Annotated in this window: 17 protein-coding genes; 15 read left to right on the forward strand and 2 right to left on the reverse strand. The window is 49.3% G+C overall.

Going from position 1 to position 16558, the window contains the following annotated elements; all coding sequences use genetic code 11:
• The first annotated feature begins 77 nt into the window (after positions 1-77).
• Positions 78-1349, forward strand: a complete 1272-nt coding sequence (locus IRJ16_RS20220; protein ID WP_194113465.1) for a PQQ-dependent sugar dehydrogenase — start codon at positions 78-80, stop codon at positions 1347-1349.
• Between the two features lie 84 nt (positions 1350-1433).
• On the opposite strand, the gene IRJ16_RS20225 is transcribed toward IRJ16_RS20220, so the two are convergent.
• The gene (locus tag IRJ16_RS20225) at positions 1434-1571 is read right to left on the reverse strand and encodes a hypothetical protein (protein WP_194113466.1); all 138 of its coding nucleotides are present in this window, start codon (positions 1569-1571) and stop codon (positions 1434-1436) included.
• A 24-nt stretch (positions 1572-1595) separates the two neighbouring features.
• Between IRJ16_RS20225 and IRJ16_RS20230 the strand changes: the two genes are divergently transcribed.
• The 6 genes from IRJ16_RS20230 (at position 1596) to IRJ16_RS20250 (ending at position 6950) form a co-directional block, all read left to right on the forward strand.
• Positions 1596-2186, forward strand: a complete 591-nt coding sequence (locus IRJ16_RS20230) for a GDSL-type esterase/lipase family protein (protein ID WP_194113467.1) — start codon at positions 1596-1598, stop codon at positions 2184-2186.
• A 66-nt stretch (positions 2187-2252) separates the two neighbouring features.
• The gene (locus tag IRJ16_RS22990) at positions 2253-2672 is read left to right on the forward strand and encodes an alpha/beta hydrolase-fold protein (RefSeq protein ID WP_228080356.1); all 420 of its coding nucleotides are present in this window, start codon (positions 2253-2255) and stop codon (positions 2670-2672) included.
• Complete coding sequence (locus IRJ16_RS22995; RefSeq protein WP_228080358.1) at positions 2669-2980, forward strand: hypothetical protein; 312 nt, start codon at positions 2669-2671, stop codon at positions 2978-2980. The genes IRJ16_RS22990 and IRJ16_RS22995 overlap by 4 nt, the downstream gene beginning before the upstream one ends.
• Positions 2981-3204: 224 nt before the next feature.
• Entirely contained in the window at positions 3205-4605 is a 1401-nt protein-coding gene (locus tag IRJ16_RS20240; RefSeq protein WP_194113468.1) for a sensor histidine kinase, read from the forward strand.
• A gap of 30 nt (positions 4606-4635) precedes the next feature.
• Positions 4636-6303, forward strand: coding sequence for an FAD-dependent oxidoreductase (locus IRJ16_RS20245; RefSeq protein ID WP_194113469.1), 1668 nt, complete (start codon positions 4636-4638; stop codon positions 6301-6303).
• A 41-nt stretch (positions 6304-6344) separates the two neighbouring features.
• Entirely contained in the window at positions 6345-6950 is a 606-nt protein-coding gene (locus tag IRJ16_RS20250; RefSeq protein WP_194113470.1) for a trimeric intracellular cation channel family protein, read from the forward strand.
• Between the two features lie 119 nt (positions 6951-7069).
• Here the strand turns inward: IRJ16_RS20250 and IRJ16_RS20255 are convergent, their stop codons facing one another.
• Positions 7070-8098 carry a phosphotransferase enzyme family protein gene (locus IRJ16_RS20255; RefSeq protein WP_194113471.1) on the reverse strand — a complete coding sequence of 343 codons (1029 nt, stop codon included), beginning with the start codon at positions 8096-8098 and terminating at the stop codon, positions 7070-7072.
• 110 nt (positions 8099-8208) lie between these two features.
• Here IRJ16_RS20255 and IRJ16_RS20260 point away from each other — a divergent pair, with 110 nt between their 5' ends.
• From IRJ16_RS20260 to IRJ16_RS20295, 8 genes are all read left to right on the forward strand, one after another.
• Entirely contained in the window at positions 8209-9450 is a 1242-nt protein-coding gene (locus tag IRJ16_RS20260) for a DUF3472 domain-containing protein (protein WP_194113472.1), read from the forward strand.
• A 100-nt stretch (positions 9451-9550) separates the two neighbouring features.
• Entirely contained in the window at positions 9551-10621 is a 1071-nt protein-coding gene (gene nuoH / locus IRJ16_RS20265) for an NADH-quinone oxidoreductase subunit NuoH (RefSeq protein WP_194113473.1), read from the forward strand.
• Positions 10622-10968: 347 nt separating this feature from the next.
• Positions 10969-11559 (forward strand): NuoI/complex I 23 kDa subunit family protein, encoded by a 591-nt coding sequence (locus tag IRJ16_RS20270; protein WP_290246140.1) that lies wholly within the window; start codon positions 10969-10971, stop codon positions 11557-11559.
• On the forward strand, positions 11556-12104 hold the full coding sequence (locus IRJ16_RS20275) for an NADH-quinone oxidoreductase subunit J family protein (protein WP_194113474.1): 549 nt from the start codon (positions 11556-11558) through the stop codon (positions 12102-12104). Before IRJ16_RS20270 ends, IRJ16_RS20275 begins: the two co-directional genes overlap by 4 nt.
• The gene (nuoK, locus tag IRJ16_RS20280) at positions 12101-12406 is read left to right on the forward strand and encodes an NADH-quinone oxidoreductase subunit NuoK (RefSeq protein ID WP_228080360.1); all 306 of its coding nucleotides are present in this window, start codon (positions 12101-12103) and stop codon (positions 12404-12406) included. Before IRJ16_RS20275 ends, nuoK begins: the two co-directional genes overlap by 4 nt.
• 1 nt (position 12407) lies before the next feature.
• The gene (locus IRJ16_RS20285; protein WP_194113475.1) at positions 12408-12869 is read left to right on the forward strand and encodes a hypothetical protein; all 462 of its coding nucleotides are present in this window, start codon (positions 12408-12410) and stop codon (positions 12867-12869) included.
• A gap of 1 nt (position 12870) precedes the next feature.
• Positions 12871-14937, forward strand: coding sequence for an NADH-quinone oxidoreductase subunit L (nuoL, locus tag IRJ16_RS20290; protein ID WP_228080362.1), 2067 nt, complete (start codon positions 12871-12873; stop codon positions 14935-14937).
• A gap of 5 nt (positions 14938-14942) precedes the next feature.
• The gene (locus tag IRJ16_RS20295; RefSeq protein WP_194113476.1) at positions 14943-16556 is read left to right on the forward strand and encodes a complex I subunit 4 family protein; all 1614 of its coding nucleotides are present in this window, start codon (positions 14943-14945) and stop codon (positions 16554-16556) included.
• Positions 16557-16558: the final 2 nt, after the last annotated feature.

The following is a 16558-nucleotide window of genomic DNA, read 5'->3' on the forward strand; positions in this document are numbered from 1 at the left end:
TGGTTAAGCGTTATAACATTTATGGCGGGATATTTGTGCAAATACCTGTACGCCAATTATATTTAACATCTGTAATTATGAAAAAGCACGCATTACTATTTATAGCCGGCTGTACAGCCATTTTAAGCGCCTGCAGCAAAAATGACCCGGTGCAGGAAAACCCACCGGGCACCAACCCGCCCGTGGTGAACCCGCCGGTAACCAACCCACCGATAGAGACCGGACCGCCGGTAGAGACATCGCCCGCCAATTCCACTTACACACCGGCCTTTACGGGCCAGACCCGCATAGGTAGTGTGAAGACCACTACCGCGGTTAAAGCTACGGTAGTAACCTCGTCTTTAAGCAGTCCCTGGGGCGTGGCTGTCTTGCCCGACGGCCGCTTATTGGTGACCGAGAAGGGCGGCAATATGCGCATCGTGACCGCTACCGGGACGGTCGGTTCGCCGATCAGCGGCGTGCCTGCTGTTAATTCGGGTGGACAAGGTGGTTTGTTAGGTGTGTGCCTAAGCCCGTCTTTCGCCACAGATAGGATGGTTTATTGGGCATTCTCTGAGAACGGTACGGGTGGTACAACTACCTCTATAGCCAAGGGGAAATTATCCGCTAATGATGCTGCTTTGGAGAACGTGACCGTGATCTACCGGGCAACGCCAAATTACAATGGCACGCTACATTATGGCGGCAGGTTGGTTTTTGACAGAACAGGCAACCTGATCATCAGCACGGGCGAACGGTCAGATATGGCCACCCGCCCGCAAGCACAGTCGGTATTGTCTGCTTTGGGTAAGGTGATCCGCATTAATACCAACGGGCAGGCCGCACCGGGTAACCCAAGTTTTAGCGGGACAGGCGCGCGTGCCGAATTGTATAGCATCGGTCACCGCAACGTGCAAGGTTTAGCGATCCACCCGACCACCGGCGACCTTTGGGAAGGCGAACACGGCCCCCGCGGCGGTGACGAAATTAACCTGATCAAAGCCGGGGCCAACTACGGCTGGCCGACCATCGGCTACGGGATGGAATACAACGGCCAAAAAGTGGGCGAGGGCAAAACCCAGCAAGCCGGTATGGAACAACCTGCCTACTATTGGGACCCTATTATTGCCCCCAGCGGTATGAGCTTTTACAAAGGTAACCGCGTGCCGGAGTGGGAGAACAACCTTTTTGTTTGCGCATTGGCTGGCCAGCATGTGGCCCGTTTAGTGATACAGAACAATAAAGTGGTTGGCGAAGAAAGATTATTCCGCAGCGAGAACCAGCGTTTCCGCGATATTACCCAAGCGCCTAATAACGTCCTGTATGCCGTTACCGATGGCGGCAGGTTGTATAGGATAGATAAAGAGTAAGATCTGTATCAATATTTTGGAAAGCCGTCTGCTGATGCGGGCGGCTTTTTTTGTTCTCCTCTTTTGGAAGCTACTGAGCTCAAACTACAAGATCACCAAGTCGGATACACCGGCGTCTGGTAACAAACCATTGCCGGTCGGTTTTATTAAACAGATCATCGAATTCAGGAAAGCGGAGGTGAGCAAATAAGCCGGGGCAAAAACCATTAACGATAATTTCATATCATTTACTTAGGTTTGATACCGATGTTTTGGTACGAAGATGAAATAAAAGGGCTGGAAGAAAAACGGGCCGAATTGACCTACAAGCCGGAGACGCTATTTTACGGCAGTTCTTCGGTGCGTTTGTGGACCAGTCTTAACGACGACTTTGCGGGACTCGTACCCGTAAACTTGGGTTTCGGCGGATCTACGCTTGCCGCCTGTGCCTGGTTCTTTGACCGCGTGATGGCAGGCTATCAACCCAAACGCCTCATCATTTACGCCGGCGACAACGACTTAAGCGACGGCCGCCACCCTGAGGAACTCTTTTTGTTTTTTCAACAACTGACCGTCCGCGTGAAAAAACGGTTCGGCAATATCCCTTGTTATTTCATCTCCCTAAAACCAAGCCCCAGCCGTTGGCATATTATAGAGCAGTTTAAATATACTAATAGGATAATAGCGGCAGAAATAGATCAGTATCACCCTAACTGGCACTTTATCAATATTTTTGAACTGATGCTGGATAGGAGCGGACAGCCGGAAGCCTCCTTTTACGCAGAGGATAAACTCCATCTTAGCCCAAAAGGCTATGCACTTTGGGCTAATGCTGTCCGCAAGGCTGTAAATGATTAAATTAACCGTATTTTAACGGACAGTTGATCTGCAAAACGGATCTTTCCAACATAATTGGCCGTACAAATGAATAGGGAATACCACCGGTGGTACAGCGACCATCTTGGTCGGGATATGGAGCTGCTGGTTTTTGGTCACGCTGGTCGGCCGGTGCTGTTTTTCCCGCCGCGCATGGGGCGTTTTTATGATTACGAAAATTGGGGTATCGTCCACGCTCTTACTGACCGTATTGATAACGGCGAGTTGCAATTATTTTGCGTTGATAGCATAGATGCCGAAAGTTTTTATAACCAATGGGCACATCCGTCCGGGCGTATGCAACGGCACCTGCAATATGAGCGATACATTCTGCACGAGGTACTGCCGCTAATGCACCACATGAACGCCATCCGCGATATTATCGTTGCCGGATGCAGTCTGGGCGCTTATCATGCTACCAACATCGCGCTGAAATATCCGCACCTATTCAAAAACTGGTATCGATGAGTGGCCGTTTTGACCTCACCCGACCGGTCCTTTACTTCCGCGACCTGCTCGACGGCTTCCATAATGATGAGGTCTACTTTAACATGCCCCGCCAATACATGGCCAACATAGCCGACGGGCAGCATCTTGATCAGATCAGACAAATGGATATTGTGATGACCATTGGCGAGACCGATCCCTTTTTCCAGGACAATTACGAGTTCAGCGAAATATTGGGCTGGAAAGGTATGCAGCACCAGTTTCACAAATGGACCGGCTACGCCCACTCGCCTAAAAGCTGGCGTAAAATGGTGCAATTGTATTTGTGAAGATCATTGGTTGAACTTTTACAACTGCGCCTAACGCGTAGCGAGGGTTCGTTTTTTCTCCCCCGACAGCGGTTTGACTTTGCGTAAGGTGGCCAATGCATTTGGCATGCTATAGACGCGCTACCCCGGCCTTATCACTCAAAGCGGTTTGCCGCTTGTAAACCGCAGAAGCCAATACTAACATTCAAATTTTAGTCCTAAATTTAGGCACTACATCACCTACTATGGAAAAAGTAACTGTCGACCGGCTGCAAAGCATCGAAACCATTAAGAACGTCCCCACCGAGCAGTTGCAATGGCTGTTAGATCATAGCGAGCAGTTGCAGGTTTCGGCAGGCACGCGCATTTTTGGCCACGGCGAGCCGATCGCGGGGACCTACATCCTGCTCGAGGGTGCTATCCGCTTATGCGTAGCCCAGGGAGGCGAGATGTTGGAGGTAGCGGTTTTCGAGCCGCAGTCTATTACCGGATATCTGCCATACTCTCGCGGTACGATCACCAATGGCTTTGCCGAAGCGGTTGTAGATAGCACCTATCTGCTTTTCCCGTTTGCCCAAGCCGAGGAGATGATCCGCACCCAATTTGAGCTTACCCAGGCGTTGGTACATATCATGGCTACCCGCATCCGCGATTATACGGCCTTTCAACAGCAGAACGAGAAGATGATGGCCTTGGGTAAATTATCGGCAGGTCTGGCGCACGAGTTGAATAACCCTGCCGCTGCTGTGGTGCGTAGTTCTTCGTCCTTAATGCAGCACTTGAAACTGGCACCCGATGTTTTTAAAAGGGTGATGGAAATGAAGCTGAGCGTTGCCGATGTCACTTACGTGAGCGACAAATTGTTCGCGGTGATCTGCAAGGACGAAAAGCCGCCGCTAAGCATGATGGAACGATCGAGCCTGGAAGATGACGTGCTGGACGTACTGGATGACTACGGCGTAGAGAACGCCCAGGAGATAGCCGAGAATTTGGTGGATTTTGGTTTTGATGCAAGCGATGTGGAAGACTTTAAGAACCATATCCAGGCCGAGGCGATATCGCCTGTGTTCGGCTGGATCAACAATAACCTGGTGACCGAAAAGATCGTGATCGATATTGATGAAGCATCCCGGCGAATAGCCAGTTTGGTTGGCGCTGTCAAAAACTTCACTCACATGGATCAGGGCCATGGCAAGCAGTATGCGGATATTCATGACGGTATCCGCAACACGCTTACTATGCTGGCCCATAAAGTAAAGCATGGGAACGTGCAGATCGATGAGCAGTTCGATACCACGCTGCCGCCTGTCAACGCCATGATCGGCGAGTTGAACCAGGTTTGGACCAACCTGATCGATAACGCGCTGGATGCCATGGATGCCAACGGCAAAGGCGTATTGCAGATAAGCACCGGCCGCGCTAACGAATGCGTTAAAGTGACCATCACCGATAATGGCCCGGGTATACCCGAGGATGTGAAGACCCGCATCTTCGACCCCTTCTTTACTACAAAAGGCGTGGGTAAAGGCACCGGACTTGGGTTGGACGTAGTGACCCGCATTGTAAAACAACATAAGGGCGCAATAAAGGTCAACTCCGAACCGGGCAAGACCTCTTTTATTGTCGAGTTCCCTTTTAACGGATAATTACCTATTTGAACGATAACATTTAACTTAATGAGTTTACCTATCATATTTTGTATTGACGATGATGCCCAGGTGTTAAGGGCCATCACCCGCGACCTGAAAAGCCGCTATCGCGATCGTTATAAGGTACTGAGCACTACCGTTGTGCAGGAAGCTTTAGACAGCTTGCTGGAATTGAATAATAAAAGTGAGACCATAGCTTTGTTCGTATCCGACCAACGCATGCCCGAAATGGAGGGCGTTGACTTTTTAGCCAGGGCAATGCAGATATTCCCGGATGCTAAACGGGCCTTGCTGACAGCCTATTCGGATAAGGATGCGGCTATCAAGGCCATCAATGCTGTAAAGCTGGATTACTACCTGATCAAACCATGGGATCCACCCGAAGAAAAATTGTTCCCTATTATAGATGACCTGCTGGATGACTGGCAGTGTGATTATCAGCCTGTTTTTAAAGGTATCAAGGTGATCGGTCACCAGTATTCGCGCTCATCGCACGAGATAAAGGACTTTTTAGCCGGTAACCTGGTGCCTTACCAATGGCTGGATATACAAGCCGACAGGGACGGCGAGAAATTGTTACAGCATAATAAATTAGAGGAGACCGACCTGCCGGTAGTGTTTTTTGAGGACGGCAGCCACGTGGTGAAGCCGGGCATTGTAGAGATAGCATCGCGCATTGGGCTTAACCCGCAGATAGAGCGTCAGGAAGTTTATGATGTGGTCATTATTGGCGCTGGTCCGGCCGGGTTGGCGGCGGGTGTTTACGGTTCGTCGGAAGGGTTAAAGACCTTGCTGATCGAGCGCCGCGCACCGGGCGGACAAGCCGGGACAAGTTCGCGCATAGAAAATTATCTTGGCTTCCCGACAGGTTTAAGTGGTGCTGATCTTACCCGCCGGGCAATGACGCAGGCGGCAAGGCTGGGTACAGAATTCCTTTCGCCTCGATCGGTACGGGCTATCGAACAGAAGGACGGCTACAAACGCATCGTGATGGATGATGCCGAGGATGTGATCACCCGCAGTGTGGTCATTACAACAGGGGTAGACTACCGCAAACTGGACACAGAAGGAGTTGGCAACCTTACAGGCGCGGGTGTTTATTACGGCGCCGCTATGACCGAGGCAGCCGCCTGCAAGGATAAAGAAGTGTATATTGTTGGCGGTGGTAACTCCGCCGGGCAAGCCGCCATGTACCTGTCCAAATTTGCTAAGAACGTTTACATCCTGGTGCGCAAAGAGGACCTGACGGCTACCATGTCGGCATACCTGATCGATCAGATAGAGGGCACAAGCAATATTCACCTGAAGCCAAAGTCGGAGATAGTAGCCGCCCATGGCACCGAGAAACTGGAACGCCTGGACATTTGCAATATCGACACCCGCGCCGTTGAGAACGTGCAGGCCGACGCGTTGTACATCTTTATCGGTGCCAAACCATTTACCGATTGGATAGGGCTGGACATTATTAAAGACAACAAAGGTTTTATAGAGACCGGCCGCGACCTGAAAGCCAATAGCGATTTCCCTAAGATATGGAAGCAAAAACGCGACCCATACTTGTTAGAGACCAGTTGCCCCGGCGTCTTCGCCGCGGGCGATGTTCGTTCAGGCGCTATGAACCGGGTAGCATCTGCCGTAGGTGAAGGATCTATGGCGATCAGTTTTGTGCACAAGTATTTGGCGGAGGTGAAGTAGGGTAGGTCATTAATTTAAAATCGAATTATAACTAAAGCAATTTGTCATTCCTGTTCGTCATCGAGGTATTGGGTACGGCGGCCTTCGCTATATCGGGCGCATTTTCGGCTATGCAAAAAAAGCTGGACCTGTTCGGCGTGCTTAGTCTGGCCTTTGTGACGGCTATTGGCGGCGGTACCATCCGCGATGTATTGATCGGCAATACCCCTGTAACCTGGATGCGGGATATGACCACGCCGATCACTATCCTTGCCGCTACGCTTATAGCCTTAGCCTTTAATCGTTTGCTGAAAAATCTTAAATACACCCTTTTTCTGGCTGATACGGTGGGCATCGGCTTGTTCACGGTCATCGGCATACAAAAAGGGATAAGCGTTGGCCTGCATCCCGGCATTTGTGTGGCGCTTGGTACCATGACGGCCTGCTTTGGCGGCGTAGTGCGTGATGTATTGCTGAACCAGATCCCCGCGTTGTTCCACACCCGCGAGATATACGCCACGGCTTGCATAGCCGGCGGAACGGCTTATTTTGTGTGCGATAGCTTTATCCCCGATCAGCCGGCAGATATTATTGCTATCGTGGTGATCGTGGCTATCCGCCTGATCGCCGTCAGGATGAATTGGCAATTGCCGGCAGTGAAGGAGTAAAGACCCTTCTATAATCTTTGTGGTCTTTATGAAAACCTATGTGTTCTTTGTGGTTGAATATGAAACCACAAAGGACACATAGAAAAGAAGCACGAAGGACACAAAGGCTTAGCTTCGATCTAAAGTCCCTTCTCCATCGCAACAAACCGCTCCAACAACAGCAATTGATTTTGCGCCCTTGCCAAATTATGCCCCGGGTATTTGGTATGATAATAAATGTCGCCATTCAAATGATCGGTCAGGAAACGGAGTGCTTGCATCCAGATCATGAATTTGCCCGAGTAAAAGAAAAGTTCGCGTTCGGCCGGGGTCAGCACATCGCCCATTTCGCTCAGGTAACCATCGGCTATGGCGCGGATATTTTCCACGCGGATATTGATCTTATCCAGATCCTGTTCCTCCTCATTAGCAGGAGAGAGGTAGGTGCGCATCATATCGCCAACATCGCTAATAAAATAGCCGGGCATCACCGTGTCCAGATCTATCACGCAAATGCCTTTATCGGCATTGTCAAAAAGTACATTGCTGATCTTGGTATCGTGATGGATGACCCTAAGCGGGATAGTTTTGTTATTGACGATATCCCGGTAGGTATCCGCTATCGAACTATATGATCTGGCGACAGCTACTTCTTTTTCGGCCGATCTTAACCTATTGCTATCAGCTGTACCTAAAGCTTGCTCAAATTGCTGTACCCTTAGATCCAGGTTATGGAAATCGGGCAGCGTGTATTGCAGTTGCGACGCGTCGAAACCATTCAGCATCTTGGAGAATCTCCCGAATTGTTTAGCCGCCTCATAAGCCTGATCAGCTGTCGTCACCACGTCGATGGTATGCGAATTTTTAACGAAAGGTAGCAAGCGGTAGTGTTTGCCATCGTCAACCACTAAATATTCCCCCGATAAAGTTGGCAGGGGCGCTGGGAAGATATATCCCGGATGCTGCTGCTTCAAATAAGCATCCAGCAAATTCAAATTATCCGCTATCGCCCGTGGCGACTTGAAGATATTAGTATTAATGCTTTGCAGGATGTAGGCATCAGCGCCATTGGTCACATTCCATGTGTCATTGATCAAACCTGAACCGAACGCATCCACCCGGCATTGGGCGGGATCTAAACCATAGGCGGTAAGGATGTTGTCGGTCATATCGGTGGGAATTTATTTTTGGCCAAAATGCAAAAAGTTTACCTTTAAGCCATCTATCCGATCAAATTATGAGGAACAGGTTTTGCTATTGTCTTATTGCTTTATTGTTGATGACTGTCTGTGCCGATGCCCAGTCTTGGAAAGCGATCATCCCGTTGGGCGGTAATGCCTGGATTAAACCTCCGGCCAAGATCACTGATGAGGGGCTGATCAAATGGAGCGATAGTAAGAATCCGGCGAGTATCTACTTCCGCATATCGCAGCCGCAAACTCTTACACTGGCGTTGAGATTGAAAGTCGCTAAAAGCGAAAGCAACATTAAAGTTAGCATAGGCGGTGCCTCGTTCAACAGGACGATCGGAAACACAACTTTCGATACCATCAACATAGGGAAAGTCACCATCCGTAAAGCTGGTTATGTAAAAGTGGATCTGCAAGGCATCAGCAAAGCAAGCGATGTATTTGCCGAGGTGACGGATCTGATCGTAAGCGGAGATAAAGCCGACGATGATGTGGAGTACGTTAAGCAAGGCAGTTCCTTCCATTTCGGTCGTCGTGGACCATCAGTGCATTTGCGGTTCCCGGTGCCCGAGGCCATGAAGAAGGACGTACGATGGTTCTACAACGAGATAACCGTGCCTAAGGGTAACGATGTGATCGGCTCGTATTTTATGGCCGATGGTTTTGGCGAGGGCTATTTTGGCATGCAGGTGAACAGCCCGACCGAACGCCGGGTGCTGTTCTCAGTCTGGAGCCCGTTCAAGACCGACGATGCCAAGGCGATACCCGACAGCATGAAGATACGCCTGATGATGAAAGGCAAGGATGTACACACAGGCGAGTTCGGTAACGAAGGTGCCGGCGGACAAAGCTACAAACGCTTTAACTGGCAGACGGGTAAAACCTACGCCTTTTTACTTGGGGCCGAGCCGGATAACGGCGGAAGGTCGACTACCTATACGGCTTACTTTAAAGATATCGCGGCAGGTAAGTGGTATCTCATCGCCAGCTTCTCTCGGCCGCAGACCAATACGTATCTCACCAGCCTGTATTCTTTTCTGGAGAATTTTCATCCCGATGGCGGCGATATTGCCCGCATGGCATTGTACGGTAACCAGTGGGCTGCCGATACCAAAGGCAATTGGCAGGAGCTGACCAAGGCCGTCTACACCTTTGATGCAACAGCCCGCGGCAAGTTCCGTAAAGACTATCAGGGTGGTGTTAAAGACGGCAGATTTTATTTGCAGAATTGCGGATTTTTTAATATCTTTACGTCAAGCGGTGAGCAATTCACCCGCGATGCTAAAGGCCAAAGACCGGCCATCCATATCAAGTCATTACCCGTCGAATAATTTTTAAGTTCATTATCTACCAAATAGGTCAACTATTCGCAGATCACTGCTTAGTGCTCACTGAAAATTTATTAAGTTTGCGTCCAAATAAATTCGTTAATTGGATAGCTACCTCTTATACTTTGCTGTTGCCTTAGGGCTGTTCGCTTTCGCTGCCGGGTTTACCCTGTTCGCGGTGTATGCCGAGCGCAAAGTGTCCGCGCTGATGCAGGATCGTCTTGGTCCGATGGAGGTGGGCAAATATGGTACATTGCAAACCATAGCTGATATTTTAAAGCTACTGCATAAAGAACTGATCACACCAGCCGCGGCCGATAAATGGCTGTTCGTTGCTGCCCCGGTCATCATCTTTGTGGCGGTTTACGTAGGCTTCGCAGCCTTACCCTGGGGACCCGGACTTATCCCGACCCGCTTAGACTTAGGTTTATATTACCTGTTAGGCATTATCTCTATCGAGACCCTTGGCATCCTAATGGCGGGCTGGGGATCTAACAATAAATATTCAATCTTGGGTGCTATGCGTTCGGCGGCTCAGATCATCTCTTACGAGATCCCGGCCGGCTTCGCACTGATATCGGCAGTAATGATAGCCCAATCGCTGGACATGCAAACCATCGCTTACCAGCAAGGTATCCTGTCAAGCGAACCGACCAAGTTTTTAGGCTTTTGGGATGTGTCAACAATAGGTGGCCTGCTTAGCTGGAACATCTTCCGCGCGCCGCACCTGATCATCGCTTTCGGGATCTATTTTATTGCCGGACTTGCCGAGAGTAATCGCGCCCCGTTCGATATCCCCGAAGCGGAGTCGGAACTGGTAGCAGGTTTCCATACCGAGTACACAGGCTTAAGGTTCGCCTTTGTATTTTTGGCCGAATACAGCATGATGTTCTTAGTGAGCATGGTTGCCGTAGTGGTATTTTTAGGCGGATGGAATACTCCGCTGCCTAACATTGGCCCCGTAAAACTGGCCGATTGGACCACTAACTGGGCCTGGGGCATACTTTGGACATTAAGCAAGGCCTTATTACTGATATTTGTGCAGATGTGGATCAGGTGGACGCTGCCCCGTTTCAGGGTAGACCAACTGATGAACCTCTGCTGGAAAGTGTTAACTCCATTAGCCTTTGCCTGTATGGTGATATCGGGCTTGTGGAGGGTGTTTGTGATGTAGGGGAGAGTCCGGAAGACGGGAAGTCCGAAAGTCCGGAAGTAGAAGAAGATGTGCAGATGTGCGAATATGCAGATGTGCAAATGATAAAATAGAAAGCAGCAACGCTTCCCGCCCTCTTTCCGCGCAGCGAAGAGAGGGCAACGACCAGCGAAGCGTCGTCGGGGTGAGTAGACGGGTTAGCAGAGCGGTTATGCAAAGCCGGCGATCGACTCACCCGCCCGTTGCTTCGCTCGGGCACCCTCTCTTCGCTAAAGCGGAAAGAGGGGAGGAGGAAGTCGAAGTTAAAGTGTTTTATAAGAGCATCGGTAAGATCAAGAGAAGAAATCGGTGAGATCAAAAAAGAATCTGTGGGATCAACACTATTAAAAGGTTTTACAACAGCTTGGAAAGGGTTAACATTAACCCTAAAGCACTTTTTTGCGCCTAATAAAAAGCGGGAGATGCAGCGTGTATCGTCCGATAATTACTTTACTAAGCTGTCTGAAGGGACCAACACCATTCAGTATCCGGCTCAGGAATTACCTGTACCCGAGGTGGGGCGTTACCAGTTGGATGTGGAGATGGACGATTGCATCGTATGCGACCTGTGCGCCAAGGTTTGCCCGGTAGATTGTATCACTATTGAGAGCATCAAAGCTACCGAGGCCATCGGCCAAACATCAGACGGTACGGTGAAGCGTTTATACGCTGCCCAATTTGATATCGACATGGCCAAGTGCATGTACTGCGGTCTGTGTACTATTGTGTGCCCAACGGAGTGTATCGTGATGACCAATCAATATGATAAAACCGTATTTGAACTGAGCGACTTGGTGTACGAGTTCGCAGATATGTCACCCGAAGATGCTCAGGAGAAACGCGAGCTGTTCGAAAAACAACAAGCCGAAAAAGCCGCGGCCAAAGCAGCAGCCATGCAGGCGAAGGGAGGGCAGGCATGAGTTTGACGGTTATCCTGTTCTACGTGATGGCGGCTCTTACGCTGGTGTCCGCACTATTCGTGGCGAGTACCGGTAATCTGGTGCGGTCGGTATTTATGTTCTTTGTGACGCTATTCGGCTTGGCAGGATTGTACGTTTTTGCCCTTGCCGATTTTGTGGCCATTACCCAGATAGTGATCTATGTGGGCGGAATATTGGTGTTGATCTTATTCGCCTTTATGTTATCTAACAAAGAGACCTTAGGCCGATTACAGGAAAAAGGTCAAGCCTTTATCGGCTTTAACAATTTGCCTTCGGCGATATTGGCATTACTGTTCTTTGGCGTGTTGGTGAGCATGATATTTAAAGTTATGCCTGATCAGTTGGAATGGATAGCCAATTCCGTAGCCAACGGTAATACTTTTAAAGCGACCGATACAACCACCAATAATTTAGGCATTAACCTGATGACGCGCTATCTGCTGCCCTTTGAGGCGGTATCTATCCTGCTGATGATGGTATTGGTAGGCGCGGCGCACCTGTCCAGAAAGGAGAGTGGCGCATGATATCGTTAACTCACTTCCTGATCACCAGCGCGGCCTTGTTCAGCATTGGTCTGTATATGGTGGTCGCTAAAAAGAATGCCATACAGGTACTGATCGGTATCGAACTGATCCTGAACGCCGCCATCCTTAACCTGGTAGCCTTTGGCCGTTATGATAAACTGAACAATAACGGGCAGACCTTCGCGCTATTCGCCATCGTATTAGCCGCCGCGACTACCGCCGTAGCCCTGGCCATTATCCTGAACGTGTACCGTAAGTACAAGACCATCGAACCGGACAGTATTAACCAATTGAAAGACTGAGATGAGGGGAGTGGTGGTTATATTGCTGATGATGGTGGCGCCTGTTTTTGTTAAGGCGCAAACTAAAGGTCTGGTGTATTACGTCGACAGCGTAAAGGCCGATCTTGCCGCGGTGGAAGCCATACCTGCTGGGCAAGTTGAGGAGACCATTAATCTTGGCTATCCAAATACCAAAAGCTTTGCAGTTGGTGATTCTGACGTGATGCTGGTATTTACCCATAAATTCGCGGTAACTACGTATAAAAAGAGGATCGGAGCATTTAGTCCGGACTATGTGAATTACCTGTCTGCAAATAAAAATTCGGATAAACAGATCAGCTATTCGATCGATGGTAAGCCTGTAGCGAAAGACAGGGGCGAGGCTTTGACCCTGTTCCATATCAAGAGCGAAAATATCAGGTCGGTGATGTTTGAAATGGGAGATGGGAAGAAAGCGTCGGTCAATATTATAACTAAGAAATAAATTGCCAACTCAACTAACATATAACCACGAGGTGATCATCTGCACACTAATTGCCGTGCTGATGCCGCTTGCTGCTTTTGTTTTTAACGCGCTGGCGTTGAATAAGAAGAGTGCTGTGGCGGGTTGGGTATCTACGCTGGCCATTTTGGTGAGCACCGTTTGCGCCGTTAACGTGTTTGCTAGGGTTTGGGATAGTGAATCTTACATCCATCAGCAGCAGGTTTGGTTTACGATCGGGGCTACCAAGGTATATGTGGGTTTGTTGCTGAATAACCTGTCGGTGCTGTTGTTACTGTTGGTGAGTGTGATCGCCTTACCAGTGCACATCTACGGAATGGCCTATATGAAAGGCGACCCGCATTTTGGGCGATACTTTACTTATTTAAGCCTGTTCTGCTTTAGCATGCTGGCTTTGGTAGTGGCGGATAACTTGATATTGGTCTATGCTTTTTGGGAATTGGTCGGGTTCTCCTCATACCTGTTGATCGGTTTCTGGAACACGCGCGATAAGGCGGTTTTAGCTAACAAGAAGGCCTTCATTATGAACCGCATTGGCGATATCGGTCTGCTGGCTGCTATCGTGACCCTTTTTGCGCAGTTCGGTACTTTTGATATTGATGCGTTGTTCGGTCAGCATGGTTTGATATCACAAGCTACCATTCAGGACGGAGCTTGGGTAACTGCTATGGGCATTAGCATGCCCGCCGTTTGGCAATGGGTAGCGTGTATCGGTATATTTATGGCGGTAGCGGCTAAGTCGGCGCAATTCCCGCTGCACACCTGGCTGCCCGATGCGATGGAAGGGCCGACATCAGTATCGGCATTGATCCATGCAGCTACCATGGTGGCCGCAGGGGTATTCTTGTTAGGCAGATTCTTCCCGCTATTCTCGGAAACTCAGCTGATGGTATTGGCAGTGATCGGTTGCTTCACCGCTTTTATGGCAGCTACCATTGCCTTAACACAGAACGACCTGAAACGGGTGCTGGCGTATTCCACCATATCGCAATTAGGCTTTATGGTGATGGCGATGGGCATTGGTGCTTACGCTTCGTCGCTGTTCCATTTGGTTACGCACGCGTTCTTCAAGTGTCTGCTGTTCCTGTCAGCAGGTATCATCATCCACGAGATGCAACACCTTAAAGACGAGCACCAGCTGGATATCGACCCACAAAATATCCTGTACATGGGTGGCTTGCGCAAAAAACTACCGTTCACCTTTGTGGTTTGCGTTATTGCAGCTTGCGCGCTGATCGGTCTGCCGTTGACCTCGGGCTTCTTATCTAAGGATGGTATCCTGATCCAGTCTTTCGAGTGGGCGGGGCATCATGGCGGTATTTGGTACCTTATACCGGTATTCAGCATCATCAGCAGTATGCTGACGGCGTTCTATATCTCGCGACTGATATTTAAAGTATTCTTTGGCGAATTTGAGCCGGAGAAGGCTAACCCGCATATCCACCCGCACTTTACGGATGGTGGTTTGGCTTATAAGATCCCGCTGGCATTTTTGGCTTTGAGTTGTTTCTTCCCGATTTTCTCTTTTAACCCTTTCAGTTACGAGAGTGCCTGGGTGGTTAAAGGGCTTACTCTGGCCGAACATGGCGGTGAGGCCGATCTGTTGCATACCATTATTCCTGTCGGCATTACTTTGGTGAGCATCGGCATTATCTACTGGGCTTACAATATTTATGTATCGCCAAACCGTAAACTATTCCCGCAGGATACTTTCCTGTTCAAGCTATCTTATAACGAGTGGTTTATCGATAGCTTCTATAATAACGCTATTGTGAAGGGGACGCTATCGTTAAGTGGTGCGTTGTTCTGGATAGATAAGACCGTGATCGACGGTTTTGTTGGCCTGTTGCAAAACATCGTGTTAACGCTGGCATCCATTACCAAATGGCTGGACAAATACATCGTCGATGGGTTTTTGCACACCCTTGCGGCAACCACCGTGGCTATCAGTAATTTTGTGCGCGGTTTCCAGAATGGCAGGGTGCAATACTATCTGTTCAGCATGATGGCCGTACTGCTGGCGTTTTTTATTTATAAAATTTTGATCTGAACTTGATGAACGCATTATCCATATTGATCTTCATCCCCGTGCTGTTCGCCTTGCTGATCTGGGCCATCCCATCGGCGTGGAGAAATAGCTATAAATATTTGACCTTAGGTGCCGCGCTGATCCAGTTAGCGGTGGCGGTGTACATCTATCTTAACTTTCAAACAGGAGCGGCATTTGGTGGTATAGACCATGCGGGACAATACCAATTCGTTCAAAAACTGTCTTGGATCAACTTTGCTTTAGGAGATACTACCCGTTTACAGATAGATTATTACGTTGGTATCGACGGTATATCTGTAGCGCTATTGGTGATGAGTGCCCTGGTAATGGTAGTGGCTACGTTGGCCTCGTGGGAGATAACCAGTAACCTGAAGGGTTTCTTTATCCTGTTCTTAGTATTAGATATGGCGGTGATGGGGGTGTTCTGTGCCTTGGATTTCTTCCTGTTCTACCTGTTTTACGAGTTGATGCTATTGCCGCTATACTTCCTGATCGGCATGTGGGGCGGGGTAAGGCGCGAATACGCGGCTATTAAGTTCTTCCTTTATACACTGTTTGGTTCGGTATTTATGCTGTTAGTGATGATCGGTCTTTACCTATCGGTAACCGACCCAACCACGGGCAATCACACCTTCAACATGGTAACGATGATGAGCCCGGCGAATTATGTTCCCGGTTCGGTATTCGATATCGCGAACAGATATCTGATCTTTGGTATCGATGCCCGAACGCTTGGCTTTATTATCCTCTTTATCGCTTTCGCGATCAAAGTCCCTGTTGTTCCATTCCACACCTGGCTGCCCGACGCACACGTGGAGGCGCCGACCCCGGTATCCATCCTGCTGGCAGGTGTACTGTTGAAGATAGGCGGTTACGGTATCATCCGGATCTGTGCCGGCATCTTCCCCGATGCGGCCCTGAGCAGCGCTTATTGGATAGGCTTGCTTGGAGTGATATCTATATTATACGGAGCGCTGAACGCTTTGGCACAACGTGATCTGAAACGTTTGATCGCCTACTCGTCGGTATCGCACATGGGTTTTGTGCTATTAGGCATTGCCTCGTTCACACCCGAAGGTTTAGGTGGTGCCATGATGCAGATGGTGAGCCACGGCTTTTTATCGGCCATGCTGTTCTTTTTGGTGGGAGTGATCTATAACCGTGTTCATGATAGGGATATCTATAACTTCCGCGGATTGAGTACGTTGATGCCAAAGTATACGGTTTATGTGATGATCGCTTTCTTTGCGTCATTAGGTCTGCCGGGCTTCTCGGCTTTCGTAGCTGAGGCTTTCTCGTTGGCGGGGGCATTTAAATCATTCACCTTTAATGGGCTGATCCCGCAATGGATGGCAGTTTGTGGTGTGGTCGGTATCCTGTTGAGCGCGGCCTATTTCCTGTGGACCTTACAGCGCATGTTCTTTGGCAAGCAATTGTTAAAAGGCGGCGAAGCCTGGCATCTGGCGTTAAAGGACATCAACCTTCGTGAGACATTGACCTTATTGCCGTTAGCCGTTCTGGCATTGGCTTTGGGCGTGATGCCATGGCTGGTATTTGACAAGGTGAATGATTCTGTTTTGGCGATAGTGCATTTTACATCTCAATTTATAGGTAATTAAAT

The sequence above is a fragment of the Mucilaginibacter myungsuensis genome (assembly GCF_015222005.1).
GTDB classification, from domain to species: Bacteria; Bacteroidota; Bacteroidia; order Sphingobacteriales; family Sphingobacteriaceae; genus Mucilaginibacter; species Mucilaginibacter myungsuensis.